The sequence below is a fragment of the Spirillospora sp. CA-108201 genome, assembly GCF_050936235.1.
In the GTDB taxonomy this organism is placed as follows: domain Bacteria; phylum Actinomycetota; class Actinomycetes; order Streptosporangiales; family Streptosporangiaceae; genus Spirillospora.
The window spans coordinates 4,131,036-4,156,074 of the sequence record NZ_JBNJNE010000001.1; the positions used below are offsets into that span (position 1 = coordinate 4,131,036).

Genomic DNA, 25,039 nt, shown 5'->3' on the forward strand with positions numbered 1-25,039 from the left:
GCAGGTGAGCAGACCATGGAGACGACGCACCACGGGTGCAGCGGGCGGCGCCCGCCGTACGGCTCGTCCGCGGAACCCCGGCCGGCGCGGCCGTCCGGGCCCGGGACCGAAGCGGCGGCCCTGCCGTCGCTGATCGCCGCGGCGCGGCCCAGCCGGGAGGTGCCCTACGGCGACCTCCTGGCCGGCCGGCATCCGCGGCCGGTCGGCGGCGGCGGGCCCGGCTACGTCGAGCGCGACTGGGGGGACGGGTCGCACTCGCCGCTCTACTGCCCGCTCCCCGAGCGGGCCGACGACGCCCTCGCCGCCGAGGTCGACGCCCGGCTGGCCGCCTGGGCGCGCGACCGCGGCTTCGACGACCAGGAGCTCGACGCGCTGGGCAGGGCGGCCTTCGGGCGGCTGGTCACCCTCGCCCACCCCGACACCGACGACCCCGACGCCCTGCTCGTCGCCGCGCAGCTGAACGCCGCGTGGTGGGCGGCCGACGACTACTACGCCGACGACACCGCCCTCGGCGCCGTGCCCGCGCGGCTGCCGCAGCGCCTCACGCTGGCGATGCCGGCGATGGACCCGGTCCCCTCCGTCGGCGAGTTCACCCCGCCGCTGAGCGAGGCGCTGCAGGGCGACGTCGTCCTGCGGATGCTCGGCTCGGCGGTCGACCACCTGAGGCGCCACGCGTCCCCCGTGCAGGTCCAGCGGATCTGCTACTCCACGTTCGCCATGTTCGTGAGCTGGACGGCCTACGCGGCCTGGCGCGAGACCGGCGACGACCCGCCCGCCTGGGAGTATCTGGCGGCGCGCCAGCACGACAGCTTCTACACGTCGATGACGGTCATCGACGTCGTCGGCGGCTACGAGGTCCCGGCCCACCTGTACTACGACCCGCGCGTGCGCCGCGCCGCCTTCCGGGCCGGGACGGCGAGCGTGATCGTCAACGACCTGCACTCGGTCGCCAAGGACGCCGCGGACGAGAACCCGGTCTGCAACCTGGTGCTGCTGATCGCCGCGGACCGCGGCTGCTCGGTGGAGGAGGCGACCGAGACGACGGTGGGCCTGCACAACGACCTCGTCCGCGACTTCGAGGCCGGCCACCGGGAGCTCGCGGGCGTCCCCTCCCCGGAGCTCCAGCGGTTCCTGCGCGGGTTGCGGGCGTGGATGGGCGGCGGCTTCGAATGGCATGCCACCAACCCGCGCTACCGCGAGGGGGCCTGAGGGGCCCGCCGTTCCGGAGGGCCGGAACCGGGCTCCGCCGAATTCGGGTGACGACCGCATCGTGTTCGGTCGCACGGCGCGCCTTGACGGCATTGCCACACGAAGTCAAGGGTTCAGCCAGAATCCGACCGATGCGCAAGCGTGATCCGGCGCGGCCGGTCGGACGCGCGCCGGAAAAAGGCCGCCTGCATTACTCTCTCTGCGTCGCTGTACCCGGGGATGGAGCGAGGCGCACGGTGGAATTCCGCATTCTGCGCAAGAGGCTGGGCATCCGGGCGGGGAGCGGCGAATCCATCGCCGTCCCCCATCCGGACGCCCGCGGGCTGCTGGTCATGCTGCTGCTGGAGGAGGGCCGTCCCGTCCCGGCCGACGTGCTCGTCGAGCGGCTCGCGGACCCCTGCGGCGCCCCGGATCCGGCCGCGACGCTCACGCGGGCCGTCGGCGCCGCGCGGCTCTCGCTCCCGCCCGGCCGCCTCGTCACCGAGGACGGCGGCTACCGGCTCGTCCTGGACGAGGACGACGAGCTGGACCTGAGCCGGTTCCGGGCCCTCGCCGCGCACGCCCGGGTGCTGCGCGCCTGCGACGCCGCCGCGTCGATCGCCAGCTACGAGCGCGCGCTGGCCCTGTGGGGCGGGGAGCCGCTCGGCGACCTGCCCGCCGCCGCCGTCCTGGACGCGACCCGGCGGGCCCTCGTCGGCGAGCGCGGCCAGGTGCGCGAGGAGTTGGCCGAGGTGCGGCTCTCCCAGGGCGGGCACCTCGAACTGATCGGACCCGCGCGCGGCTGGGTCGCGCAGGAGCCGTCGAACGAGCACCTGCGGAGCCTGCTGATGCTCGCGCTGCACCGGGCCGGGCTCAAGCAGGAGGCGCTGCGCCTGTACGACGAGGCGGAGAAGCTGCTGGCGCCGGCCGGGCCCGGGCCCGCCCTCCGGCGCACCGCCGGCCAGATCGGCCGCGACGACCCCGGGCTGGACTACCGGCCCCGCCCCGTCCTCGTGCCGCTGCCCGCGGACCGGGCCGCCGACCTGTCCATCGACACCCTCCAGGCCTCGCCCGCCCGCATCTACGACTACTACCTCGGCGGCAAGGACAACTACGCCGTCGACCGCGCGGCCGCCGAGGAGATCATGAAGACGGTGCCCGAAGCCCCCGCCGCGGCCCGCGCCAACCGCGACTTCCTGACCCGCGCCGTCCGCCACCTGGCGGCGCAGGCCGGCATCCGGCAGTTCGTCGACGTCGGCACCGGCCTGCCCACGCAGGGCAACGTCCACGAGATCGCCCGCGACGCCGCCCCGGACGCCCGCGTGGTCTACGTCGACAACGACCCCGTGGTGCTCGCGCACGGCCGGGCCCTGCTGGAGGGCAGCCCCAGCGTCGCGGTCGTCGAGGGCGACCTGCGCCGCCCGGAGGAGCTGCTGGCCGATCCCCGGCTGAACGAGCTGATCGACCTCGCCGAACCCGTGGGCCTGCTGCTGGTGGCCGTCCTGCACTTCGTCCACGACGAGGACGACCCCGCCGGGCTTGTCGGGCGCCTCGCGGGCGGGCTGCCGTCCGGCAGCCACGTGGTGGTCTCGCACGGCTACGACGGCGGCATGGACCCCGGCGACACCGAGCACTCCCAGGCCGTGTACCGCCGGTCGAAGCTGCCGATCTACTCGCGCGGCCCCGACGAGGTGGCCCGCTGCTTCGCCGGGCTGGAGATCCTCGATCCCGGCATCGTCTGGGTCCAGGAGTGGGGCCGCCCGCGTCCCGTGCGGCCCGAGCGGGACCCGCAGTGGAGCCACTTCATCGGGGCCGTCGCCCGCAGGCCCTGACCGGCCGGTCCGCCCCCTCACCCGGCGCGGACGACCACCGTCGGCAGCTCGGCGAACCCGCGCACGTACGGCGAGTTGACGCGCCGGGCCCCGGCCTCGTCGATGTCGTAGTCGCCGGTGCGGGCGGCGAGCTCCTCCAGCGCGACCCGGGCCTCCAGCCGGGCCAGGTGCGCGCCGATGCAGTAGTGCCGCCCCGACCCGAAACTGATCTTGGCCGTGGTGTCGCGCCCCAGGTCGAACCGGTCGGGCTCGGCGAACGCGCGCCGGTCGCGGTTGGCCGCGCCGATCACCAGCAGCATGCGGGCCCCGGCCGGGACGGTCACACCGTGCAGGGCGAACTCCGCGGTCACCGTCCGCCCGTCGGCCTGCGCCGGCGACTCCAGGCGCAGCGTCTCCTCGATCCAGTCGCCGATCCGCCCGAACGCGGCGGTCGGCCGGTCCAGATGCCGCCAGGCGCAGTGCCAGGCATTGGAGATCAGGTTCGTGGCGGTCTCGTTCCCGGCCGCGATCAGGATGAACAGCACCCCCATGATCTCGGCCTCGGTCAGGTGGTCGTCGCCCTCGGCGACGTCCAGCAGCGCCGACGCCAGGTCGTCGCGGCGCCGCGCCCGGCGCTCGGCGAGCAGGCCGCGGAAGTAGCCCACCAGGGCGGGGATCGCCTCGCGGCCCGCCTCGGTCACGTCCCGCACGCCCTGCTGGTGGTGCACGATCGCGTCGGCCAGCCGCCGCAGCTCGGCGCGGTCGGCCTCCGGGACGCCGACCAGCTCGGAGATGACGTCCATCGGCAGCAGCGCCGCGTAGTCGGCCACGAGGTCCAGTTCCGCGCCGCCCGGTCCCGCGCCGTCGAGGGCGCGGTCCAGGTGGCCGCGCGCGATGCCGCGGACCCGCTGCTCCAGTTCGGCGACGCGGCGCGGGGTGAACGCCTTCGCCACGAGCCCGCGCATCCGGGTGTGCTCGGGCGGGTCCATCGCGAGGAACGACGCGTGCGTCCGCGCCCCCGGCCCCCACACCGACGGCTCCAGCAGGATCCCGTTCGCGCTGGAGAAGCGCCGGAAGTCCCGGAACGCCGCGGTCACGTCCGCGTGCCGCGAAAGGACCCAGAAATCCTCCTCGTCATTGCGATATACCGGAGCGTCCTGCCTTAACTGCGCGTAGACCGGATACGGATCCTGTTGGATTCCGTAGTCGTACAGGCTGTACCGCACACCCATCGCAGCCTCCCACCGCCATCGAAAGCCGCGCGCCGTCAGCATCCGCTTACGGCGCCCTCCCCCAACCCCAGCACATCATGAACCGGGGGATGTGACCGATTACGGCCATCCAGGAATGGGCCGTGCGTCGTCTCCCAGCCCGAGCGGGCCCGCGTCATGGTCGAAGAACAGCCGGGCCACCAGGTCGCCGCGGGACGCCGCACCCGACTTCGCGAGGATCGACTTCAGGTGGTCCTGGACGGTGTGGGGCGACACGCGCAGCCGTCCGGCGATCCGCCGGGTGGACAGCCCCCGCGCGACGAGCCCGGACGGATCCGCGGGATCATCCTCGTCATGGACCGGCGCGTCCCGGCCGACGCCTGACCCCGGCGGGTTCAGCGCGGCAGCCGGAGGTCCGTGCAGCCGTGCCGCCGGGCGGCGCGTTCGGCGAAGGCGCGCAGCGAGGCCTTCAGGAACGACTCCGTCGGGGCCGCGTACTCGGTGGCGTCGGCGACGAACAGCGCCCGGGCGGTGTGCCCCGGGCAGCGCGCCGTGGCCCAGGCGTTCGTGGAGGAGCCGCCGGAGTCGCCCTCCCTGCCGTACCCGCCGCCGCGACCGCTGCGCAGGCGCTGCGCGTACGGGCCGTAGTTCGCCTGGAAGGAGTACGCCGCCGCGGAGAAGGCCACGGTCTTGCCGAGGACGCACTCCTCGACCGGCGCGCTCCCGCTCCCGTCGGTCTTCTTGATCCAGTTGACCTCGCCCCGGTCCACGGCGGTCGCGACCGGGATGCCGGCGCAGGTGCCGTCGGCGTTCTCGGGGAGCGTCTCCCCGTCCGGGCGCGAGACGGGCGGCACCGGGCCGCCCGGCCTGGCGGCGCATCCGTGGCGGCGGGCGGCCCGTACGGCGGTGGCGGTGACGAGCCGACCCGCCTGGCGTGCCTCGGCGGGCCCCGCGAGCGGCTCCCGCGACACCGCGGACACCAGGACGGACGCGGGACGGTCGGCGCACGGCAGAACCACCGCGGTGTTGCGAAGGTCGGTGTAGCCCTCCCAGCCGCCGCCCAGTGCCACCGGCGGTTCGTCGGAGTTCCGGTGCAGCAGGGTGAAGAACGCGGCGGGCGAGCCGGTGTTGGTCAGCGCGTCGGCGACGTCGGCGACGTTGAGGTCGAGGCCGGCGACGTCGCACCGGTCCCAGCGCAGGCCGTCCTCCGCGGTGTACCGGTCGCGGCCGAGGCGGCTCGTCCCGCGGCCGGTGAAGGCGGCGGACTCGGCCTCCGGGACGAGCCCCCGGCAGAACCCGGCGAGCGCGTGCCGGTAGCGCCAGTCCCTGCCGGTGTCGCCGAGCCGGTACCAGCCGAACGCGGCGACGGCGATCACCACGAGTGGCACCACTCCGAACAGCCCCACCCGCCGCATCACCGGCATCCGCCTCGCGCCCCGTTTCCGGTCTGGCCGCAACACCCTCCGGCGCGCAGCACGAAGCCCCCTTCCTACCGGCGCCGGCACACCCCGTCAAAGGCCGCCTCCCGCCGGGGCCGTTTGAGTACCGCGACCGCGCGGACCTGAGTAGTCGCACGGATCGATCGCGGGACAGGAACCTGTTCACTGAGGTCGTGACCACAGAGAACACCGCCCCCGCCGCCCGCAGGCGCTCAGGCTGGCGCGCGGCCGCGGCCGTCACGCTCGCACTGCTCCTCCCCGTCACCGTGCTCGCCTGGATCTGCGTGCTCGCGACCCCGGAGTACGGCCGGTGCCTCACCTACGGGGAGCAGTGCGATCCGGCCTCCGACGTCCTCCTGCCCATCGCCTGGTGGTGCTTCTGGGGCAGCGGCGCCGCCGGCGTCGCCGCCCTTCTCCTCCGGTCCGCCTGGAGCGCGACCTCGCGCCTCCGTCCGGCCCTGGTCACGGGGCAGATGGCGCTCGCGGTCGTCACCCCGGCCGCCGTGATCGTCAGCGGCTGACGCCGGCCGCGCCCTTCCTGTCCAGATGGACAGTGTCGTCCTCGCCGGTTACCTTCCTGTCCATGTGGACAGGAAAAGCGGCGGCGGGGACGGCCCCGGGCGCCGCGGGACGACCGACCGGGCGGCTGCACTACCTCGACTCGATCCGGATCGCCCTCTCGGCGCTGGTGATCCTGCACCACGCCGCGCAGCCCTACGGCCCGATGGACTGGTGGTATGTCGAGGGAGAGCCCAAGGCGCGGTGGATCGAGGACTTCGCGGTGCTCAACGCGCCGTTCAAGATGAGCCTGTTCTTCCTGATCGCCGCCTACCTCCTGCCCGCCGCGGTCGACCGGCGACGGGAGCGCCCCTGCCTCGGGCCGCGGCTGAGGAGGCTCGGCGGGCCGGTCCTCATCGGGTTCTTCCTCGCGATCCCGGTCCTGATGTTCGCCTACTACCGCGCGTTCCGCGGCTACGGGCCCATCGGGTTCGGCGACTACTACTGGAACGTCTACCTCGGCGAGGGTGAGGAGCCGGCCGACTGGACCGGTCCGATCTGGCCGGACCGCCAGTTCGGCCACCTGTGGTTCATCCAGCACCTGCTCGTCTACTCGCTGGCCTACCTCGCCTGGCGGGCGGTCGCGGACCGGGTGCGCGTCCGGCGCGGGAAGGCCGCGGTCCCGGGCGTCCGGGACGCCCCCGAGCGGGTGGGCGGCCTCGCCGTCCTCGGCTTCGCCGCCGTGGTCGCCGCGGGCACGGCGCTGCTGCGCGTCCGCTACCCCGTCGACGAGTGGATGCCCGTCGCGGAGATCATCCAGACCGAGCCCGCGGACCTCGCCCAGCACGTCCCCTTCGTGATCGCGGGTGTGCTGGCCTACCGGCGCGGCTGGCTGGAGACGCTCCCCGCCCGGGTCGCCTACGGCTGGCTTGCGGCCGCCGTCCTGCTGAGCGCCGGCTACGTCGCCTTCCGGAGCGACCTGACCGGGTTCTTCGAACCGGGCGGCGCGAACGCGGGGCAGTTCGCGTGGGCCGGGTACGAGACCGTGCTCTGCGTCGGATACGCCCTCGGCATGCTGGTCCTCTTCCGCGACCACGTGCGCGGCACCGGCAGGACGCAGCGCGCCGCCGCCGACGCGACGTTCGCGATCTACCTCGTCCACCTGCCGATCGTCGTCGGCCTGCAGTACCTGATGCGCGACGCGCCGGTCGGCGCGAGCGGGCGGTTCCTCCTCGTGGCGGCGTCCGGCTTCGCGCTCAGCGTCGGGGCCGCGCTGCTGCTGCGGCGGACGCCCCTCATCCGGGCCGTCCTGTGACCCGGGAACTGCGACTACTGTCGCCGACATGCCGCAGAGACCGTCCGAGCCGCCGTCAAAGCCGAACCGGGGAGAGGCCCGCGAAGCGCTCATCGCCACCGGCCGCCGCCTCTTCGCGGAGCGGGGCTACAAGGCCACCACCACCCGCCAGATCGCGACCGAGGCGGGCGTGTCGCACGCGCTGCTCCGCTACCACTTCTCCTCCAAGGAGGGGCTGCGCGACGCGGTGGACGAGAACGTCCTCGGGGGCTTCGAGCGGGCGTTCGCCTCGGCGGGCGGGGAAGGCATCGAGAGCGGGACGCTGGCCGAGGCGGGGCGGGCGGCGGCCCTGATGTTCGGCGCCGACGTGGAGCGGCGCCGCTACATCCGCCGGGTGCTCGTCGACGGCGACGAGCGGGCGGCCGCGCTTCTGCGCCGGCTGGTCGACGGCGCCCAGCGGGAGGTGGACCGGCTCCTCGCCGAGCCCGGCGCGCTCCCCGCCGAGGACCGGCGGTGGGCGCCGTACCAGGTCCTCTTCCTCATCCTCGGCCCGCTGCTGCTGGAACCGGCGCTGGAGGCCGTGACGGGCGGCGACCCGTTCGCGCCCGGAACGCTCGCCGAACGCAGCGCGGCCAACCAGCGGCTCCTCCGGCGCGGCCTCTTCGACCCGCGCTGACACATCGCCGCCGGACCTGCATGATCGGTCTGATCATGCAGGTCCGCGGGGGCTACTCCCCGGCGGTCTCCGCGGCCTCGGCGGCGGCGCGGGACTCGATGATCTCCTGCTCGGCCCGGGTGTGGCCCTCGATGATGATCTTGACGACCTCGTCCGGGTCGTCGGTGAGGTGGATCAGGTCGATGTCCTGCGGCGAGATCTTGCCGGAGGTCAGCATCGACTCCTTGACCCAGTCGAGCAGCCCGCCCCAGAACCGCGTGCCGACCAGCACGATCGGGAAGCGGGTGATCTTCTTGGTCTGGACGAGGGTGATCGCCTCGAACAGCTCGTCCAGCGTCCCGAAGCCGCCCGGAAGGACGACGAAGGCCTGCGAGTACTTCACGAACATCGTCTTGCGGACGAAGAAGTACCGGAACTCCAGGCCGATGTCGAGATGGTCGTTCAGCTTCTGCTCGAACGGCAGCTCGATGCCGAGGCCGACCGACAGGCCGCCGCTCTCGTCGCAGCCCTTGTTGGCCGCCTCCATGATCCCCGGGCCGCCGCCGGTGATCACGGCGTAGCCGGCCTCGTGCAGCCGGGCGCCGATGTCGACGGCGAGCTCGTACTCCGGGGAGTCCGGCTTGGTGCGGGCGCTGCCGAAGACGCTGACGGCCTTCGGCAGCTCGGCGAGGAGGCCGAAGCCCTCGACGAACTCCGCCTGGATCCGCAGCACCCGCCACGGGTCGGCGTGCACCCAGTCGACGGGGCCGCGACCGTCCAGGAGGCGCTGGTCGGTCGTCGTCGGGGGGACGGCCCGCCCCCGCAGCATGGCCGGGCCCTGCCGGCGCGAGCGGGAATTCACTTCCATTGTCATGAGGCCACGGTAATGGGCCCCTCCAACCACGTGCGCATACGTTGCTCGCACTCGGCGATGAGGGGGATCTCGACGTACTCGTCCCGCGTGTGCGCGAGGGTGGGCTCGCCGGGGCCGTAGTTGACGGCCGGGACGCCGAGCTCGGCGAACCGGGCGACGTCCGTCCAGCCGAGCTTCGCGCGGACCTCGGCGCCGCCCACCGCGGCGAACGCGGCCGCGGCCGGGTGGTTCAGCCCCGGGCGGGCGGCGGGCGCGCCGTCGGTGACCGTCACCTGGAAGCCGGCGAAGGTTTCCCGGAGGTACGCCTCCGCGTCGGCCAGGGACTTGTCGGGCGCGAACCGATAATTCACGGTGACAACGCATTCGTCCGGGATGACGTTCCCGGCGACGCCGCCCGAGATGAACACCGCGTTCAGGCCCTCGTGGTACTCCAGCCCGTCCACGACCGGGCGGGCCGGCGCGTAGGCGCGCAGGACGTCCAGGATCGCCCCCGCCGAGTGGATCGCGTTGGACCCCATCCATGCGCGCGCGCTGTGCGCCCGCTCCCCCGCCGCGGCGACCTCGACGCGCATCGTGCCCTGGCAGCCGCCCTCGATCTGCCCGCCGGTCGGCTCCATCAGCACGGCGAAGTCGCCCGCGAGCAGGTCGGGCCGCGACTCCGCGAGGTGCCGCAGCCCGTTGCGCGCGGCCTCGACCTCCTCGCAGTCGTAGAACACGTAGGTGACGTCGCGGTTGGGCGCCTCGACGGTCGCGGCGAGCCGCAGCGCGACCGCCACGCCGCTCTTCATGTCGGTGGTGCCGCAGCCGTAGAGCCGGTCGCCCTCCACGCGGGACGGGAGGTTGCCGTTCAGCGGCACCGTGTCGAGATGCCCCGCCAGGACGACCCGTTCCGGGCGTCCGAGATCGGTGCGCGCGACGACGTTGTTGCCGACGCGCTCCACCGCCAGGTGCGGCAGCGCGCGCAGCGCCTCCTCGACGGCTCCGGCCAGGGATTCCTCCCCGCCGCTCACCGACTCGATGTCGACGACCGCCGCCGTCAGGTCCGCGACGTCCGAGTGCAGATCAAGCCCCATGGTCGAAGGTTATCTATCATCGCGTTCGTGGAGATGCCCGTACTGGAGTGCGCCGTCCATTGGGCGCGTCCCGCCGACGACCCCCGGATGCGCGACCTCCTGGACGAGGGCGAGCGCGTCCGCTACGCGCGGTTCATGCGCCCCGAGGACAAGGCCCGGTTCGTCACCGGGCGGTTCCTCGCGCGCACGGTCCTCGCCGAGGCCACCGGCCGCCCGGCGCGCGACCTGCGCTTCACCACCGACTGCCTCCTGTGCGGCGACGCGCACGGCAAGCCGCGCCTGCCCGGCAGCGGGCTGGACTTCTCGCTCTCCCACTCGGGGGACCGCGTCCTGCTCGTCCTGGTCGAGGGCGCCGAGGTCGGCGCGGACGTGGAGCAGGAGAGCGACCGCGACGTCGACAGCCTCTCCCGGATGGTCCTCACCCCCGCCGAAACGGAGGCCCTGAGAACCATGACCGACCGGAAACGCGGCTTCCACGCCTACTGGAGCCGCAAGGAGGCCCTCCTGAAGGCCACCGGCCACGGCCTGTCCGCCCCGATGACCGCCATCCACGTCTCCGCCCCCGACGAGCCCCCGGAGGTCGTCGCCTGGGAGGGCGAGGCGGCCGTCTCCCCCGTCCGCCTCGCCGACCTGGACGCGGGCCCCGGCTACGCCGCCTCGGCCGCCGTCCTCACGGGCCGCCCCCTCAAGCTCACCGAGTTCCCGCTCAGGTGTTGATGCCGTGGTCGCGGAGGATGTCGTTGAGGGACGCCTTGTCGTGGCGCTGCCCCTCCTCCAGCCGCTTGAGGATCAGCACCGCCGGGAGCCCGAACGTGCCGCCCTTGAACTCCTTGTAGCGGGTGCCGCCCACCGCGACGCACCAGTCGGGGATGCGCCCGCGGCTGATCTCCTCGCCGGTCTCGACGTCGATGACCGGCATGGACGCCGACAGGTTCGTCCCCGACCCGACGACGGCGCCGCGCCCCACCCGCGCCCCCTCGACGATCATGGACCGGCTGCCGATCATCGCCTCGTCCTCGATCACCACCGGCTTGGCGTTCGGGGGCTCCAGCACGCCGCCGATGCCGACGCCGCCCGACAGGTGGACGTTCTTGCCGACCTGCGCGCACGACCCCACGGTGGCCCACGTGTCGACCATCGTCCCGGAGTCGACGTAGGCGCCGATGTTGGTGAACGACGGCATCAGCACCACGCCCGGCGCCAGGTGGGCGCCCCACCGCGCGATGGCGCCCGGCACCACGCGCACGCCGTCCAGGCGCGTCTTCAGCGGGATGCGGTCGTGGTACCGGAAGTCGCCCACCTGCGAGCGCGCCATGCCGAGGACCTTGAAGCTCAGCAGGATCGCCCGCTTGGCCCGCTCGTCGACGACCACCTCGTCGGTCGCGGGGTCGATCCGGGCGACGCGCGCCTCCCCGGCGTCGAGCTGGTCGACGGCGGCCACGATGGCCGCGCGCGCGTCGGCGTCGTCGGGCGTCAGCTCGGCGCGCCGCTCCCACAACTCGTCGATGCCGCCGGAGATCGGGCTGGTGAACGTTTCGGTCATGCCTCCTGAGCTTACTGGTGGCCATCTCCCAGTACTGTCTTCGCGTGGCTGTTTGGGCGAGGTTGAAGGCGCGCCCCGAGGAGGGGGCGAGCGGCGGGCGCCGCCGGCGCGGCGTCCGCTGGGCCGGGATCCTGTGCGTCGTCGTGCTGCTGGTGGGCGTCGGCGCCTACGTGGCCTTCCAGCGGGCGCGCCCGTATCTGCACGGGACCGGCTGCGAGGTGCGCACGGGCCTCGGCAAGATGCCGCTCGACCTGGAGCAGGGCGCGAACGCCTCCACCATCGCCGCCGTCGCGTTCCGCAAGCAGCTCCCCGAACGCGCCGTGGTGATCGCCTACGCGACCGCGATCCAGGAGTCGCACATCCACAACCTGCCGAACGGCGACCGCGACTCGGTCGGCATGTTCCAGCAGCGCCCCTCCCAGGGCTGGGGCACGCCGGACAAGCTCCGCGACCCCGTCCAGTCCACCAGCAAGTTCTTCGACGCGCTCGTCAAGGTGAAGGACTACCTCGACCGCGACCTGCACGACGCCGCGCAGAAGGTCCAGCGCAGCGCCGACGGCAGCGCCTACGCCCAGCACGAGCCCGACGGCAGGCTCCTCGCGACGGCCTTCACCGGCCGCGAGCCCGCCACGGCCCGCTGCTGGTACCCGCCCGACAAGAAGGCGACGTCCCGCCGCCCCGAGGCCCTCCTGGAGATGCGCCGCGCCTTCGGCAGCCGCCTGAAGGTCGGCGGCCCGGGCCCCCTCAAGGCGGACTCCCCGTCCGACCCGAAATCCTGGAACGCGGTCCAGGTCACCAACCCCCGCTCAGGCTGGGCGGTGGCGAGCTGGGCCGTCACCCACGCCCAGGCCTACGGCCTCACCGAGGTCCGCTACGCGGGCAGGCACTGGCAGTCCAACGCCGGTCACGACGGCTGGACCGAGGACGAGCAGGCCGCCCAGAACACCGTCATCGTCCAGTAACGAAAGATGCGCCCCATCAGTGACGGCTGACGTGGCGGCTCCGTTTCCCGGCACGCAGATGTGTCTTTTCGCCCACGTTCCCCACATCCTCGATCTGCTCTGCCGAACCGGCGGGCACACGAAATCGACCGAGGGTTTGGGGCCCGGGAAGCCGGCGCGTCGGCCCTAGCTAGGGCGTGTTTCAGAAGTGGATCACATTGGTGATCCGCTTCTGGGACGATCTTGGGCAGAGATCTTGGTGATCTGACTGCCGTAGTGGGCGGTGTTGGGACGCTGCCGGTGGGCAAGAAGCCGGGGTGCCTTCTGAAGCGGCAGATGACGGTGGAGGCGTCTATCATCTCGGACTGTGGTGATCGTCCTGGTCGCCACTTCCGACGACAAGCGAGTGCCGTCTCATGACCGACCTCTTCACTGTGACCATCGACGCCATTGAAGGCTCGACCCTTCGCGGAAGAGTGCACATGATCAACTCCGACATTCCGGTCATCCCGCAGGAGGACTCCTTTCCTCTGGCCCTGCTGACGGACGCCTGGTTTCATTTGACGAACGGGTACCTGTCCGACGGCGGCGGCATACCATCCCGTCGGGACCGGTATCCCCTCTCTGAGGAACGTGGCAAGGAGATCGTGGCGGGTATGCGGCTGGGCAATGAGTTCCAGGAGCTGTATGACCGCAAGAACTTCACCCGGCGAGCTGCTGACATCGTCACCTCCTACGGTGTCGGCCCCATCCACAACGTGCCGCTCTGGAGTGAGGTCGCGGCGTTTAACGACCCAGATGATCCCTGGGAGCCGGGAGAACGCGAGAGATTCGCCGGATGGGAGGGTGCCGCCGAGTTGACCGAATACCGGACGGTGGTGCTAATGAGAACCCGCCCCTTCGACAAGCGGGCTTACGCGGACATCGTGGTAACGGTGAAAGATCCGGGCTACCTGGAACACATGACCGCCGGCATGCGCTGGTCGACGGCTGCCGCCTGGAACAGTTGAGCGGCCGTGCTGATCTGCGGCTTGCGCGCGGTGGCCATCAGGGCGCACTCGAACACCATCCCCAGCGAGGATTTCCAGAGCGGGCGCTGAAAACCGTTTAACGTGGTCATAGCCATTCGTTGATGGCGGCGACGCGGACGGTGGCCTCGTAGCGGACAGCGAGCTTGTCGTACCTGGTGGCCACGGCACGCCGACGCTTGAGCCGGTTGATGCCACACTCCACAGCGTGCCGCTCGCGGTAGTCGATCTTGTCGAATTTTGGTGGCCGGCCGCCGCGTGAGCCGCGCTTGATCCGGTGGGCGGCCTGGTCCTTCTTCTCCGGGATGGTTCACTTGATGCCACGTCGCCGCAGGTAGTCACGATTCGCACGTGAACAGTAGGCCTCATCGGCCCGGACCCGGACGGGGCGGGTACGCGGCCGGCCACCACCCACACGGGGCACCCGGATACCCTCCAGCACCGCCTGGAACTGCGGCGAGTCACCCCGCTGCCCAGCGGTGACTACCAGCGACAGCGGCTTTTGCCCGTGCTCGACGGCCAGGCGCGGCTTAGCGGCCAGCCCACCGCGCGACCGCCCGAGCCCGTGATCGTCTGGCTCGCGGCGCACCCCGCCCGGCGGCTCCTTCTGCTCATCCCTTTTTACGCGCGCCAGCGGCATGCTGGTGCGCGCGAGCGACGGCCGAGTCGACCGAGACATCCCAGGTGATCAGGCCCTCGGCATCGGCTCGTGCCTGCAGATCGGTCAAAATGCGCGCCCAGGTTCCAGCCCGCTGCCAGCGGCGGAACAACCCATACACCGTCTGCCACCGCCCATACCGATCCGGCACATCCCGCCACGGCGCACCGGTCCGAGTCCGCCACCGGATCCCATCGATAAGCTGCCGTTTCGTCCACTTCGGCGGCCTTCCCGCCTTCGTCCCCACCGGCAACAATCGCTCCAGCACCGCCCACTGCGCGGCGTCAGATCACCCCGACCCACAGGGAGCCAGCTACGCCACGAATAACGTTCCGCATATGCGACTCGCAGGAAGTCGCACAGTTCTCTCAGAGCAGTTCGAGAAGGGACACCGCGGAACGAAGAAAGCAGCAGGACTGGCAGGGGGAATCGTCGGGGCGGCGTTGGTCGCGGGTGGTCTGGCCGCGGTGGCCCCCCGACGACAGTCCCTCCGTCGAGCGCGTCGCGGCCACAACGAAGGAGTCGGCCGGCAAGCAGGCCGGCCAGCCCTGCGCGATGAACACCAAGGTCAAGAAGGGCGCGTTCATCGGCATTACGTACGTCAAGCCCAACCGCCACCCCTGGCGCGTCACGGGCGAGGACCCGCATTCCGTCCTGGAGTACTCCGGCGAGGAGAAGGTCTCGAACAAGATCACCAGTAGCCTCAACGCGAGCTACGAGACAATCAGTGCGAGCGTCGGATTCGAGGTGAGCGCGGAGCGGTCGACGAGGCTCTCCTACCGCGTGGAGCTCACCAAGAAGGCCTTCTACACCATCCAGGTCATGCAGGGCTTCAAGGGCTGGAAGTTCTACGTCTGGCAGGACGTCGGCGAACTCCGCATGGGGACCCCCCATTCTGGCATCGGCCTCTACTGCTCGGCGTGACATGAGTGACGGACGAGCACGGCCCCGGGCGATCGGGCTCGCCCGAACCGTCATGATGAAGGCGTGCCCCCCTTGCCACTTCGCGACGCCGAACCCGAGCAGGCCGTGCCCGCCGGTCGGGTGGGCTACGACCTCGACGCGGACCGGCTGCTGCTCCACACCGTCCAGTCGGCCGAGGCGTTCGAGGCCCTGCTCACGAGGGGCACGCTGACGACGGACCCGGACCTGGCGGTGAAAGAGTTCGCGGACGCCTACGACTGGATCCACCGCATGATGGCAGCCCGCCTGCCGACCAGCGGCGAGGGCGCACTGTGGTTCTGGGCACGCACCCGCCGCAGGCACCTGGTCGACAACTGCCGCCGCTCGCGCGGCCAGGTGCTGCTCACCTGCCGGGTCCCGCGCGAGCGGGTGCTCCTCTCACACTTCGACGAGTGGCACCTGGTCCTGAACAGGGCCCGGGGCATGCCGAGGCTGCCCGGCGAGTCGGAGGACGACGCGTTCGCCCGCTGGGAAGAGGCGCAGGACGAGTTCGACACCCGCCTGCGCGCGGCGGGCGTACGCGACGCCCCGGTCCGAAACTGGCCCACCGACCTCCGGAACGAGATCGAGACATCCTGGGAGAGCATCCTCGACCGAGCCGGCTACGGCCCGTCCGAATGCTGGCAGGGCACCGTCCACGCCCTGCACACCACCGACGTGGTGGAAGCGGTCCGAATCATCTGAGCGCCGAGTCCCCAGCAAACCTGGGAACGTCCAAGCTCGTGACTCAGCCCGGCCACTCACGAAGACGACTCATCAGCTCACGCGCCGCCACAGGGCTGAGCCTGAGGACCGGACCGCCCGAATCCTTGGAGTCACGAAGCAGCACCAGCCCCGACACTGAGGCGATCTCCACGCACTCACCGCCCGACCCGCCGCTGTAGCTGCTCTTCCGCCACCTGAGCGACGGCGGAACCTGCTGAATCACCACTACCTCGCCCGCACCTGGCTGATCAGAGCGCGTGCAGCTTCCTTGGTGAGCCCAAGGCGAGGCCCGTCCGGATCCTTGGAATCACGGACGAAGATGCCCCCAGGCAGAGCAGCAAGTTCGACGCACTCACCACCCATGCCGTTGCTGTAGCTACTCTTACGCCACAGTGCAACCACTGATATTTCCGTGCTCACGAGAAGGCCTCCCTGGCTTGGCGCATGAACTCGATGGACTCCGCTTGGTTCAGGGCCTCACCCATCATCCTGTTGAAATATACCCCGGCCATGAAGACGTCATCTGGCTCGCCGGTCAGGTGACCGATGTTCCCAGATTCGATGTAGAGGAGTTCTGGCTCCCTTGCGAAGGTCAGCAATATCAGTCCCCCCGACAGCGCTTCGGGCGTGACCTGCTCGAACGGCATCACCAGCACTTGAACGTGCACCAACCGAGACATGCTGACGAGGTGGTCGATCTGGTCGACCATCACCTCTCCGCCTCCAACGGGCCGACGGAGCACGGACTCATCCAAGATGAACGCCGTCATCGCGGGCTTGTCACGCGTAAAGACACCTTGTCGATCCAGACGGCTCGCGACACGAGCATTCAGCGTGTCTTCTGGATCGCTCGGGTCCATCAGGGCGCGGGCATACTCCTCCGTCTGGAGAAGGCCCGGCACGATCTGAGCCGCAAAACACCTAACGCCGATGGCGTTGGGCTCGTACTGCAGGTAGGTCTTGAAACCGGGGCGGAGGACGCGGTGGCGGCCGGCGCGGCGGATGGTGGTGTAGATGCGGTGGAAGTGGCCGTCGTCCTGGTCCGAGCCGTCGGTCTTGAAGTAGGTGTCGAGGTCGAAGGCCGTCTGCTCGGAGACGGTCTTGTCGGCCTTCTCCAACTGGCAGATCCACTGCGGGGTGCAGCCTAAGGCGTTCGCGAGCTGGGTCTGGGACAGCTTCGCGCGCTGGCGCGTCCGGCGGAGCTCTTCGCTGAAGTAGACGCGCAGCGCGTCTGGGTCCTGCTGGTCACCGGCCATGGCGGGGGCCTCCGGCATTCGGTTGGCGGGGGCGTCGGGGGGTGGACGTCCAGTTACAACAGCTTCGTTGCCGAGAGTAATCGCCCGACCGCAACCTGTCCCAAGAATCAGACGAGCGCCGACGAGGTCGGCCGCGAGGGGGCAGGTCAGCCGATGAAAGACACGAGAACGGCCGCGATCGAGCAGGACTTTCCCGCCTGGATGGTGTGGGTGTCCCAGCGGGGCGAGTACTGGGGCGCGGTTCGACGCGATCCGAGTTCGAGCCAGCCCGCGACCGTCATCGCCGACTCCGAGAAGGACCTTCGCGAAGCGCTGGCCGCGCAGCCGTCCGCCGGGGAGCTGAGCCGATGAACCCGGCCATCGGCCTGACCTACTGGATGCCCGGCTTGCAGGTCTGGTACGGCATCTACACCCGCTCCTGGTGGGCGTTCATACCCGGCCCCCAAGACAGGCTGATCGAAGCGCCGTCCCCAGAACTCCTCGCCCAACAACTCACCGCTCTGGCCATGCGATCCGCAGAGCACCGGCGGACACCACCCCGGCGACAGGCGCACGTCACCTGAGGGCGCTATTCAACCATAGAGAAAACCGCACCCAATCTATTCCTCCCAATCTCTTCGATTCGGTCGACTTTCCAAGTTTGTTCGCCGACAGGGAAGGTATCTCCAAGACGGAGAGTGAACTCACTCTCTCCGCCGTCCTTGACGAAAAGAATCACCTCCGAAAGGTCACCATCTTCTCCTATGCTCACGTCGACGAGTCCCATCTTCACCCCGTCCTCCAAGTGAGCCTGGGCTCCTTCCTGAAGGGCGACATTCTTGCGCGCCATGGTTACTCCAAGGTGGTGTAGCGTGACCGTGCTTCGCGTTTGAATTCTTGAATCGTCATTGGTTCAGGATGTTTTCTACCCCATGGGTTGCGCAGATGAAACCTTCCTTGGTCGTCTATTTTCGTGACTTCGTAGGCGTGATTAGCGCGAAGCCCTTTCGAAAGCCTCGATTCACCTTCGCGCTTGTCGCGAGTTCCTACCAGCACAGGCTTGCCGTGAGAGAGTTGCCGGAAGATCTCGTCATGAAGTTGGCGATCAGCACTGCGCCCCTGGTTATCATAACCACTCGGAAATTGTACCGACTTGGCGGGAAGCCCCGTCAACTGCGTCAGCAACTCGGCGCGTTCCCCAGGACCGCTACCTTGGTTCAGGCGCACATAACCCGTCGGAGCATCTCCAGGATTTCCACGCGCGTTCCAGATCTCATTCACTCTCGCCTGCCGTTTGACACTCCACGTCTGATCAGTACCAGCGATCGCCTTCTCAAGCACCGGAGCCCAGGCCGCGTTCGCCAGAACCGGAGCGAAGGCAGGCTTGTCGGGCGCCTCGTCGTTTACTGGCAGATCGGGCGTGAGGGTGAGCGTGATCGAAGCGCCGGTCGGCTCGTAGCGGCGCCTGGACACTGAGTATTCTGCCTCATGAAGACGTACCTGATAGTTGCCGTCTTCGGTTTCAGACACACACGTGCGAAGAGTCTCTGGCTGGTGAGCGGCGACCGCGCCGAGGGTGGCAATTATGCCGCAATCACCAAGTTCTCCCTGTTGTGCTTGTTCACGCTTGGGCATTCCATTGAAAAGCGGCGTCCGAGTACCGTCGTCGCGATCCAGCGGCGTTCCATATCGGTCCGGAACGTACTCAGGCTTTACTTCGGGGTCCTGAAAGTCCGGGCGGTCGACCAGCCCTCCCAACTCCCTGGGGCCGTCGCTTCGATCCAGCTTGGCAGCGAGCTTTCTCAGCCGCTCTGATATTCCACGCTCGAGGGCGTCCTCGTCGATTTCTTCACCTGAGATCCTTCTCCCCAGGTCGTCTGCCGCGTCGTCCGAGCCATCGAGGTCCGCCGTGCCGTCCGGCGCACTGGTGGGGCCCGCACTGAGGTCGTTGCCAGGCTTGTCTTCTGGTTGGCTCTCGGGCTCCTGTGCGACGGCTTTCGCCATGTCGCGTGTGTTCTCGTTCCCCGGTTCCGAAGTGGGCGACGGCTCATCGGCGCCCGGTTCTCGGTCCTGCTGAGGACTCGACTCCTGCTCCTGCGAACGTTCGGTTTTCGTGGTGCCGTTCTCCGACGTGGGCGAGGCAGGCTCGACGGCAGGCTCTGCGGTCGGGTCAGTGTCCGTGGACTCGGTCTCCGGCGCCCCGGCGTCCTGCTGATCTGGTTCGCGGGCGTGGCTTTCTCGGCGGGACGGCTGGTGCGGGGAGCCGGGGTTGTCGGTCGGCAAGGTGTGCTGCCGTTTCGAGGACACGGGGTCGTCGTGTGTTTCGGCTTTCTCGCCGGCGCTCTCGGGGCGCTGGTCCTGCTCTGACTCCTCGCCGGGCTCGGAGGCGTCTGCTTCCGCCTCCGGCTTGGCCGCGTCCTCTTCCCTGTCTGGGGCCTCCGGACCGGACTCGTCCTTCGCTTCGCCGCTGTCGGCCTGTGTGGAGGCGGGCTCGTCGTCGCGCGCTTCCATCTCCTGGGCGGGGCGGTCTTTGACCGCTGCCTGCTGTGTCCCGCCCTCTTGCTGGACGGGTTCGCGGGCGCGGGCGAGGCTCTCGCGGCGGGACGGGTAGCCGGGAGCGCCGGGGTTGTCAGGTGGGGGCCCGGGAGGCTTGTCGGACGACCTGGGCCGGTCGGTGTTCTCGACTTTGGCATCGGTCCTGGCGGGATGCTCCAAGCCCACACGCGCCCCTTCCACGAAATGACCCCGACATCGGCTCGCCTCGCCTCATGCGAGCCGGGGTGCCCGATGCCGAGCGGGGCCTTCGGCCGGTCACACCGTCATCTATGAAAGCGTGAATGCTCAGGGATTGCACGCTTCGTTGATCAGTGGGTCGTATTCCTGTTTCGATGCCGAAGCTCGGGCACCCTCACCGCAGCGCCATCGCCGCCGTGACCGGACAACGCCGCCAGGTGGATCTCGAAGGCGGTGCCAGGGGTGCGGACCGTGCGACACGCACGACGGGCGGGTTCTTTACCGCGTCATGAGGTTCACGTTCAGGATGCCGCCCTTTCCTTTTACCTTTGGGCGGCCGCATATCGGCCGGTGGCTCATGGGGTTGGTTGGGGGGCGGCTGGGCGGGAAATCGTGGTCGCATGGAGATACCGCGGACGTTGGTGCTGACCGGGCACTTTCCACCGGAGCCCGGCGGTGTGCAGACGTTCACGTGGGAGCTGGTGCGGCGGCTGCCCGCCGACCGGCTGGTCGTCGTGGGGCCCGCGTGGGCGGGGGCGGCGGAGTTCGACGCCGAGCTCGGGTTCCCCGTCGTCCGGCGGCACGCGTACCTGCTGTTCCGGGGGCTGCGGCGGCTCGTCGCGCGGCACCGGGTCGAGGCGGCGTGGATCACGGCGGCGGCGCCGTTCGGGATGTACGCGCCGCTGGTGCGGGCGGCCGGGGTGGGGTGGCTGGTCGGGTCCGCGCACGGGCAGGAGCTGGGGTGGTTCCGGGCGCCGCCGACGCGGGCGGCGTTCCGGGCCGCGGCGCGGTCGTTCGATGTCCTCACCCATCTCAGCGCGACCACGCTGCCGGAGCTGAGGGACGCCGTCGGCGACCGGACGCGGCTGGCGCGGCTCGCCGGGGCCGTGGACACCGTGCGGTTCCGGCCGGGGCTGGACGGGACGGCGGTCCGCCGCCGGCACGGCCTCGGCGGCGGGCCGGTGGTGCTCAGCGTCGCGCGGCTCGTGCGGCGCAAGGGCCACGACATGCTGATCCGCGCGTGGGCGGACGTGGTGCGCCGGCGCCCCGACGCCCGGCTGGTGATCGTCGGGGACGGTCCGATGCGGCGCCGGCTCGTCGGGATCGCGGACCGGGAGGCGCCGGGGACGGTCACGGTGACCGGGCCCGTTCCCGCGGCGGAGCTGCCGCGCTACTACGCCGCCGCCGACGTGTTCTCGCTGCCGTGCCGTGACGACCGGGCGGGGCTCCAGACCGAGGGGCTGGGCCTGTCGGTGCTGGAGGCGTCCGCGTCGGGGCTGCCGGTGGTGGTGGGCCGGTCCGGCGGCAGCCCCGAGTCCCTGATCGACGGCCGGACGGGGGTCCTGGTCGACGCCTCCGGCCCGGACGAGATCGCCCTGGCCCTGCACGGCCTGCTCGGCTCCCCCGGACGCGCCGCCGCGATGGGGGCCGCAGGCCGGCGGTGGACGTGCGAACGCTGGAGCTGGGACGCCGCCGCGGCCCGGCTCGCCGCCCTGCTGAAGGGTTCCGTCCTCGACGCGCCGAAGCACGACACACCGGGGATGGAGCCCGCATGGGACTCAGGGAGCAGCTGAACAAGCGCGACTTCCGGCAGCTCATCATCGGCCAGACGGTGTCCTCCTTCGGCGACTGGATGGGCACGCTGGCGCTGATGTACTTCGTGCTGGAACTCAGCGACTCCACGACGGCGGTCGGCGGCGTCCTGGTGCTGCGGCTGCTCCCGTCGGCGCTGGGCGCGCCGGTGGCGGCGCGGGTGGTGACGCGCTGGCGGCGGCGGAGCGTGCTGATGTGGTCGACGCTGGTCCAGACGGGCATGGCGCTGGCGCTGCCGGTCGTGCCGTGGCTCGCGTGGGTGTACTTCTGGGCCTTCATGATCGAAGTGGCGGGCCTGATCTTCCTGCCGGCCCGGGACGCGTCCATCCCGTTCCTCATCGAGGATGAGGAGAACCGGCACGACACCGGCACGCTGGAGATCGCCAACGGGATCACGATGGCGACCTCGTACGGGATGATCCCGGTGGGCGCGGCGGCGTTCGGGCTGATCCTCTACTTCTCGCAGCACATCGGCCTCGGCACCCATCTGCGCTACGTGCTGGTGTTCTGGCTGGACGCGCTGACGTACCTGGCCTGCTACTTCGCCATCCGCTCGATCCCCGACCTCGGCCCGGGGCCCGTCGAGCGGCGGGAGGTGGAGCGCGCCGAGAGGGAGGCGACGTCGCGCGGCCTCCTCGCGGCGCTGCGGCTGCCCGTGGTGCGCGGCGTCCTGCCGGGGGTGGCGGTGGTGGCACTCGGGCTGGGCGCGCTGTTCTCGCTGGGCGTGGTGTTCGTGCGGAACGTCCTGGCCGCGGGGCCGCTGGAGTTCGGGACGCTGGTGGTGCTGTTCGGGGTGGGCGCGCTCGTCGGGCTGCTGATCATCCACCGCAGGGTGCGCAACCTCGCGGCGCAGGTCCGGATCGGGACGGCCGTGCAGGGGGTGGTGATCACCTTCATGGCCCTGCTGGGGTCGGTGACGTGGGCGTTCGTCGGGGCCGTGCTGTTCGGCGCGGCGGCGACCAGTGCCCTGGTGGGCGGCATCACCTACTTCCAGGAGGCGCTCAGCGGCGTCGACCGGAACCTGGCGCTCACGGCCTTCCACGCCGTCCTGCGGTTCGGCCTGGCGCTCGCGGCGCTGCTGGCGGGGGCCGCGTCCGACCTTCTGCGGAAGGCGGGCGCGGCCCCGCTCGACCTGTCCCCGTCGCAGTTCGCGCTGGCGGTCTCCGGGCTGATCGTCCTGTTCGGGGCCTCCCTGATCAGGGTGCCCGGCGGCAACGGCCCGTCCGCTACCTGACCGGCACGGGACCCGCCTCCTTCCGCGGCTCCGGCGCGGACGCCTCCCCCCGGCTGTTGGCGGCGCGGAGGGCGACGACGGCCGCGGCGACCAGGAACAGGGAGCCGGCCAGCAGCGCCCGGGAGAACCCGCCGGTGAGGGCCTCGGGCACGGGCCTGCGGTCGGCGAGCAGGGCGTCGGTGCGGGCGGTGGCGACCGCCGAGAAGATCGCCAGGCCGAGGGCGCCGCCGATCTGCTGGGACGCGTTGAGCAGCGCCGCCGCGAGTCCGGCCTTGTCCGGCGGCACGTTGGCGTTGGCCGCGGTGGTGACGGCCACGAACGTGAAGCCGAGCCCGAACGAGGTGACCATCAGGCCGGGCAGCAGGTCGGTGAGGTAGTGGCCGTCCACCGGGATGCGCGACAGCAGGAAGGTGCCGGCGGCCGCGAGCAGCAGCCCGGCGATCATCACCGGGCGGGTCCCGGCGCGTCCGATCAGCGGGGCGGACGCTCCCGCGGCGACGCCCACGCCGGCGCAGAGCGGCAGGTAGGCCGAGCCCGTCTGCATCGGCGAGTAGCCGAGGACGTTCACCATGTACAGGCTGAGGAAGAAGAACATCGACAGGAATCCGGCGACGGCGACGAGCTGGGCGACGTCCGCGGCGGCCAGCCCCCGGATCCGGAAGATCGACAGCGGCAGCAGCGGGTTCCGGCTGCGCTGCTCGTTGAGCAGGAACGCCAGCAGGATCGCGGCCGCCCCGGCGAGGCCGCCGATCGTGCGGCCCGCGCCCCAGCCGACCTCCGGGGCCTTGACCAGGGTGAACACCAGCAGCAGCATCCCGCCGGTGACGAGGACGGTGCCGAGCGCGTCGAAGCCCGCGAGCCTGGCGGTGCGCCGGTCGCTCTCGACGAGCAGGAACAGCGCGGCGCCCGCGACCACGATCCGGCGGCGTCCGAGCAGGTCGGCGAGCCGCCCGCCGAGCAGCATGAACCCGCCGTAGGTGAGCAGGTAGCCCGACGGCACCCACTGCAGGTCCTGGACGGAGAAGCCCAGGTCGGAGCGGATCGCGGGCAGCGCCACGTTGACGATCGAGGCGTCGATGAAGTCCAGGAACGCGATGGCGCACAGCAGCGTCAGGGTGAGCTTGCCGCGTCCCGTCGCGAGGAAGGACGGAGGGGGTCAACGGCGACCCGTCCGCGGTGCTGTTCGATGAGGACGCGCCGTTCGCCGTCATGGTCCTCGGCCTGGCCCCGGACGGCCACCGCGTCCGCGGCGTCTACGCCGTCACCAACCCCGACAAACTCACCCGAATCGAGGACGACGGCTGCCCCCTCCCGCCCCGGCGATGGACGCCGCGACGTCCGGCGCGATGCGCGATGCGCGATGCGGGCAGGCTGATTCGCATTCAGGCCCGGCAATTTTACAGGCGACTTCTCGTGCCCTAGAATACGCAACGCAAGAACGGCAAATAAGATACATAGAGGGGAACAAATCAAATGACCGCAAAACAAGAAAGCACTCCCACCCAAGAGTGGGACTCGGAGAAGGACAAGTGGGCCAGCCCCGCGCCCCCCGAGGCCCCCCCGGCCGAGTGGGACAGCGACAAGGACCAGTGGGCCCGATAAGCTCCGGGCTGTGATCGGCCCGTAGGGCACGACATTCGCCGGTCCTCTCACGGCCGTGAGAGGACCGGCACTTCTTTGCGGACCGGCGCCGCACCCGGCAGACCATCCAAAGGCCCCGATCCCGGCGCCGCGATCTTTTCTCAACTAAACAGGTCGAGATAGTTGACTACAGGGAAGGGGTGTGGTTCGCTGGTGGCCGGGTCCGAAGGGGTTCTGTGTGGTCGTCCCGGAGACCGGGTCCGGCGCGGGGTGGCGCCGGGCCCGCCTCCGCGTCAGGGACGGGGCAGGACGCACATGGCGTCGAGGCCGAGGACGCGGTTCAGGCGTCCGAAGGCCAGCCAGGAGCCGATGCACATGCTCAGCTCCACGATCTCCGCCTGGGCGTAGGAGGCGGACATCCGGGTCCAGAACTCCTCGTCCAGGCCGTGGTGGTCGAGGACGTAGCGTTCGGCGTACTCGGCGGCCAGGCGGGTGCGCTCGTCGAAGGCGCCGGTGGTGCGCCACTCGGTCACCGCGTCGGCGAAGCCCTCCTCGACCTTCTCGCCGTCGCGCTCCGTCCGCCAGTCGAGGCAGAACAGGCAGCCGTTGAGCTGGGCGACGCGCAGCCGGGCGGCCTCGAACTCGCGGAGCCCGAGGGTGGTGTGCGCGTAGACGGCGAGAGAGAGGTTCGAGGCGGCGGGGCCGATGCCCGGCACCATCTCGCCCCACACGTACTGGATCGGGTCCTTGCCGTCGGGGATCTCGATGTTCACGGGCCCGCC

General features: G+C 70.8%; 28 protein-coding genes and 1 pseudogene. 15 read left to right on the forward strand and 14 right to left on the reverse strand.

Features of this window, described 5'->3' with window-relative positions; genetic code table 11:
* Nucleotides 1-15: 15 nt before the first annotated feature.
* Nucleotides 16-1,209 (forward strand): family 2 encapsulin nanocompartment cargo protein terpene cyclase, encoded by a 1,194-nt coding sequence (locus ACQEU6_RS20070; protein ID WP_499333946.1) that lies wholly within the window; start codon nt 16-18, stop codon nt 1,207-1,209.
* A 236-nt stretch (nt 1,210-1,445) separates the two neighbouring features.
* The gene (locus ACQEU6_RS20075; RefSeq protein ID WP_499333947.1) at nt 1,446-3,020 is read left to right on the forward strand and encodes an SAM-dependent methyltransferase; all 1,575 of its coding nucleotides are present in this window, start codon (nt 1,446-1,448) and stop codon (nt 3,018-3,020) included.
* 17 nt (nt 3,021-3,037) lie between these two features.
* On the opposite strand, the gene ACQEU6_RS20080 is transcribed toward ACQEU6_RS20075, so the two are convergent.
* From ACQEU6_RS20080 to ACQEU6_RS20090, 3 genes are all read right to left on the reverse strand, one after another.
* Entirely contained in the window at nt 3,038-4,096 is a 1,059-nt protein-coding gene (locus ACQEU6_RS20080) for a cytochrome P450 (RefSeq protein ID WP_499333949.1), read from the reverse strand.
* A 234-nt stretch (nt 4,097-4,330) separates the two neighbouring features.
* On the reverse strand, nt 4,331-4,486 hold the full coding sequence (locus ACQEU6_RS20085; protein ID WP_499333950.1) for a helix-turn-helix transcriptional regulator: 156 nt from the start codon (nt 4,484-4,486) through the stop codon (nt 4,331-4,333).
* A 119-nt stretch (nt 4,487-4,605) separates the two neighbouring features.
* The gene (locus ACQEU6_RS20090; protein WP_499333952.1) at nt 4,606-5,625 is read right to left on the reverse strand and encodes a hypothetical protein; all 1,020 of its coding nucleotides are present in this window, start codon (nt 5,623-5,625) and stop codon (nt 4,606-4,608) included.
* A 197-nt stretch (nt 5,626-5,822) separates the two neighbouring features.
* On the opposite strand from ACQEU6_RS20090, the gene ACQEU6_RS20095 reads away from it, so the two are divergent.
* From ACQEU6_RS20095 to ACQEU6_RS20105, 3 genes are all read left to right on the forward strand, one after another.
* Nucleotides 5,823-6,170 (forward strand): hypothetical protein, encoded by a 348-nt coding sequence (locus ACQEU6_RS20095; protein ID WP_499333954.1) that lies wholly within the window; start codon nt 5,823-5,825, stop codon nt 6,168-6,170.
* Nucleotides 6,171-6,232: 62 nt separating this feature from the next.
* A complete protein-coding gene (locus tag ACQEU6_RS20100) occupies nt 6,233-7,462 on the forward strand; it encodes an acyltransferase family protein (protein ID WP_499333956.1) in 1,230 nt (409 codons plus the stop codon).
* A 28-nt stretch (nt 7,463-7,490) separates the two neighbouring features.
* The gene (locus ACQEU6_RS20105) at nt 7,491-8,117 is read left to right on the forward strand and encodes a TetR/AcrR family transcriptional regulator (protein WP_499333957.1); all 627 of its coding nucleotides are present in this window, start codon (nt 7,491-7,493) and stop codon (nt 8,115-8,117) included.
* 52 nt (nt 8,118-8,169) lie between these two features.
* Here ACQEU6_RS20105 and ACQEU6_RS20110 read toward each other — a convergent pair whose 3' ends face one another.
* Nucleotides 8,170-8,970: an LOG family protein gene (locus ACQEU6_RS20110; RefSeq protein ID WP_499333959.1), complete on the reverse strand. Its 801-nt coding sequence runs from the start codon at nt 8,968-8,970 to the stop codon at nt 8,170-8,172.
* A complete protein-coding gene (gene dapE, locus ACQEU6_RS20115) occupies nt 8,967-10,043 on the reverse strand; it encodes a succinyl-diaminopimelate desuccinylase (RefSeq protein ID WP_499333961.1) in 1,077 nt (358 codons plus the stop codon). The genes ACQEU6_RS20110 and dapE overlap by 4 nt, the downstream gene beginning before the upstream one ends.
* Nucleotides 10,044-10,076: 33 nt before the next feature.
* Between dapE and ACQEU6_RS20120 the strand changes: the two genes are divergently transcribed.
* On the forward strand, nt 10,077-10,760 hold the full coding sequence (locus ACQEU6_RS20120; RefSeq protein WP_499340270.1) for a 4'-phosphopantetheinyl transferase family protein: 684 nt from the start codon (nt 10,077-10,079) through the stop codon (nt 10,758-10,760).
* Here ACQEU6_RS20120 and ACQEU6_RS20125 read toward each other — a convergent pair.
* Nucleotides 10,750-11,586 carry a 2,3,4,5-tetrahydropyridine-2,6-dicarboxylate N-succinyltransferase gene (locus tag ACQEU6_RS20125; protein ID WP_499333963.1) on the reverse strand — a complete coding sequence of 279 codons (837 nt, stop codon included), beginning with the start codon at nt 11,584-11,586 and terminating at the stop codon, nt 10,750-10,752. The two genes, ACQEU6_RS20120 and ACQEU6_RS20125, sit on opposite strands and share 11 nt — an antisense overlap.
* Before the next feature lie 44 nt (nt 11,587-11,630).
* Here ACQEU6_RS20125 and ACQEU6_RS20130 point away from each other — a divergent pair, with 44 nt between their 5' ends.
* Together ACQEU6_RS20130 and ACQEU6_RS20135 are read left to right on the forward strand one after the other, a co-directional pair.
* On the forward strand, nt 11,631-12,548 hold the full coding sequence (locus ACQEU6_RS20130; RefSeq protein ID WP_499333965.1) for a hypothetical protein: 918 nt from the start codon (nt 11,631-11,633) through the stop codon (nt 12,546-12,548).
* Nucleotides 12,549-12,943: 395 nt separating this feature from the next.
* On the forward strand, nt 12,944-13,537 hold the full coding sequence (locus ACQEU6_RS20135) for a hypothetical protein (protein ID WP_499333967.1): 594 nt from the start codon (nt 12,944-12,946) through the stop codon (nt 13,535-13,537).
* Nucleotides 13,538-13,643: 106 nt separating this feature from the next.
* On the opposite strand, the pseudogene ACQEU6_RS20140 reads toward ACQEU6_RS20135, so the two are convergent.
* Nucleotides 13,644-14,516, reverse strand: a pseudogene (locus tag ACQEU6_RS20140) (IS5 family transposase).
* A gap of 252 nt (nt 14,517-14,768) precedes the next feature.
* On the opposite strand from ACQEU6_RS20140, the gene ACQEU6_RS20145 reads away from it, so the two are divergent.
* Together ACQEU6_RS20145 and ACQEU6_RS20150 are read left to right on the forward strand one after the other, a co-directional pair.
* The gene (locus ACQEU6_RS20145; RefSeq protein ID WP_499333968.1) at nt 14,769-15,137 is read left to right on the forward strand and encodes a hypothetical protein; all 369 of its coding nucleotides are present in this window, start codon (nt 14,769-14,771) and stop codon (nt 15,135-15,137) included.
* Between the two features lie 63 nt (nt 15,138-15,200).
* Nucleotides 15,201-15,860, forward strand: coding sequence for a DUF3841 domain-containing protein (locus tag ACQEU6_RS20150; protein WP_499333969.1), 660 nt, complete (start codon nt 15,201-15,203; stop codon nt 15,858-15,860).
* Nucleotides 15,861-15,903: 43 nt separating this feature from the next.
* Here ACQEU6_RS20150 and ACQEU6_RS20155 read toward each other — a convergent pair whose 3' ends face one another.
* The 3 genes from ACQEU6_RS20155 to ACQEU6_RS20165 are packed head-to-tail and all read right to left on the reverse strand — an operon-like array spanning nt 15,904 to nt 17,137.
* Nucleotides 15,904-16,107 carry a DUF397 domain-containing protein gene (locus ACQEU6_RS20155; RefSeq protein WP_499333970.1) on the reverse strand — a complete coding sequence of 68 codons (204 nt, stop codon included), beginning with the start codon at nt 16,105-16,107 and terminating at the stop codon, nt 15,904-15,906.
* On the reverse strand, nt 16,107-16,301 hold the full coding sequence (locus ACQEU6_RS20160; protein WP_499333972.1) for a DUF397 domain-containing protein: 195 nt from the start codon (nt 16,299-16,301) through the stop codon (nt 16,107-16,109). Before ACQEU6_RS20160 ends, ACQEU6_RS20155 begins: the two co-directional genes overlap by 1 nt.
* The gene (locus tag ACQEU6_RS20165) at nt 16,298-17,137 is read right to left on the reverse strand and encodes a helix-turn-helix domain-containing protein (RefSeq protein ID WP_499333973.1); all 840 of its coding nucleotides are present in this window, start codon (nt 17,135-17,137) and stop codon (nt 16,298-16,300) included. Before ACQEU6_RS20165 ends, ACQEU6_RS20160 begins: the two co-directional genes overlap by 4 nt.
* Before the next feature lie 153 nt (nt 17,138-17,290).
* Here ACQEU6_RS20165 and ACQEU6_RS20170 point away from each other — a divergent pair, with 153 nt between their 5' ends.
* Both ACQEU6_RS20170 and ACQEU6_RS20175 read left to right on the forward strand, forming a co-directional pair.
* Complete coding sequence (locus ACQEU6_RS20170) at nt 17,291-17,488, forward strand: hypothetical protein (protein WP_499333975.1); 198 nt, start codon at nt 17,291-17,293, stop codon at nt 17,486-17,488.
* On the forward strand, nt 17,485-17,700 hold the full coding sequence (locus ACQEU6_RS20175) for a hypothetical protein (protein ID WP_499333977.1): 216 nt from the start codon (nt 17,485-17,487) through the stop codon (nt 17,698-17,700). Before ACQEU6_RS20170 ends, ACQEU6_RS20175 begins: the two co-directional genes overlap by 4 nt.
* A 5-nt stretch (nt 17,701-17,705) precedes the next feature.
* Here ACQEU6_RS20175 and ACQEU6_RS20180 read toward each other — a convergent pair whose 3' ends face one another.
* Nucleotides 17,706-17,966, reverse strand: a complete 261-nt coding sequence (locus tag ACQEU6_RS20180) for a DUF6406 domain-containing protein (RefSeq protein WP_499333978.1) — start codon at nt 17,964-17,966, stop codon at nt 17,706-17,708.
* Nucleotides 17,967-17,968: 2 nt separating this feature from the next.
* Entirely contained in the window at nt 17,969-19,837 is a 1,869-nt protein-coding gene (locus ACQEU6_RS20185; protein WP_499333980.1) for a C2 family cysteine protease, read from the reverse strand.
* Between the two features lie 413 nt (nt 19,838-20,250).
* On the opposite strand from ACQEU6_RS20185, the gene ACQEU6_RS20190 reads away from it, so the two are divergent.
* Nucleotides 20,251-21,423: a glycosyltransferase family 4 protein gene (locus ACQEU6_RS20190; RefSeq protein WP_499333981.1), complete on the forward strand. Its 1,173-nt coding sequence runs from the start codon at nt 20,251-20,253 to the stop codon at nt 21,421-21,423.
* Entirely contained in the window at nt 21,402-22,676 is a 1,275-nt protein-coding gene (locus ACQEU6_RS20195) for an MFS transporter (protein ID WP_499333983.1), read from the forward strand. Before ACQEU6_RS20190 ends, ACQEU6_RS20195 begins: the two co-directional genes overlap by 22 nt.
* Here ACQEU6_RS20195 and ACQEU6_RS20200 read toward each other — a convergent pair.
* The gene (locus ACQEU6_RS20200) at nt 22,669-23,790 is read right to left on the reverse strand and encodes an MFS transporter (protein ID WP_499340271.1); all 1,122 of its coding nucleotides are present in this window, start codon (nt 23,788-23,790) and stop codon (nt 22,669-22,671) included. The genes ACQEU6_RS20195 and ACQEU6_RS20200 overlap by 8 nt on opposite strands.
* A gap of 62 nt (nt 23,791-23,852) precedes the next feature.
* On the opposite strand from ACQEU6_RS20200, the gene ACQEU6_RS20205 reads away from it, so the two are divergent.
* Nucleotides 23,853-24,098: a hypothetical protein gene (locus ACQEU6_RS20205; protein WP_499333985.1), complete on the forward strand. Its 246-nt coding sequence runs from the start codon at nt 23,853-23,855 to the stop codon at nt 24,096-24,098.
* Nucleotides 24,099-24,550: 452 nt separating this feature from the next.
* On the opposite strand, the gene ACQEU6_RS20210 is transcribed toward ACQEU6_RS20205, so the two are convergent.
* Complete coding sequence (locus ACQEU6_RS20210; protein WP_499333986.1) at nt 24,551-25,030, reverse strand: carboxymuconolactone decarboxylase family protein; 480 nt, start codon at nt 25,028-25,030, stop codon at nt 24,551-24,553.
* Nucleotides 25,031-25,039: the final 9 nt, after the last annotated feature.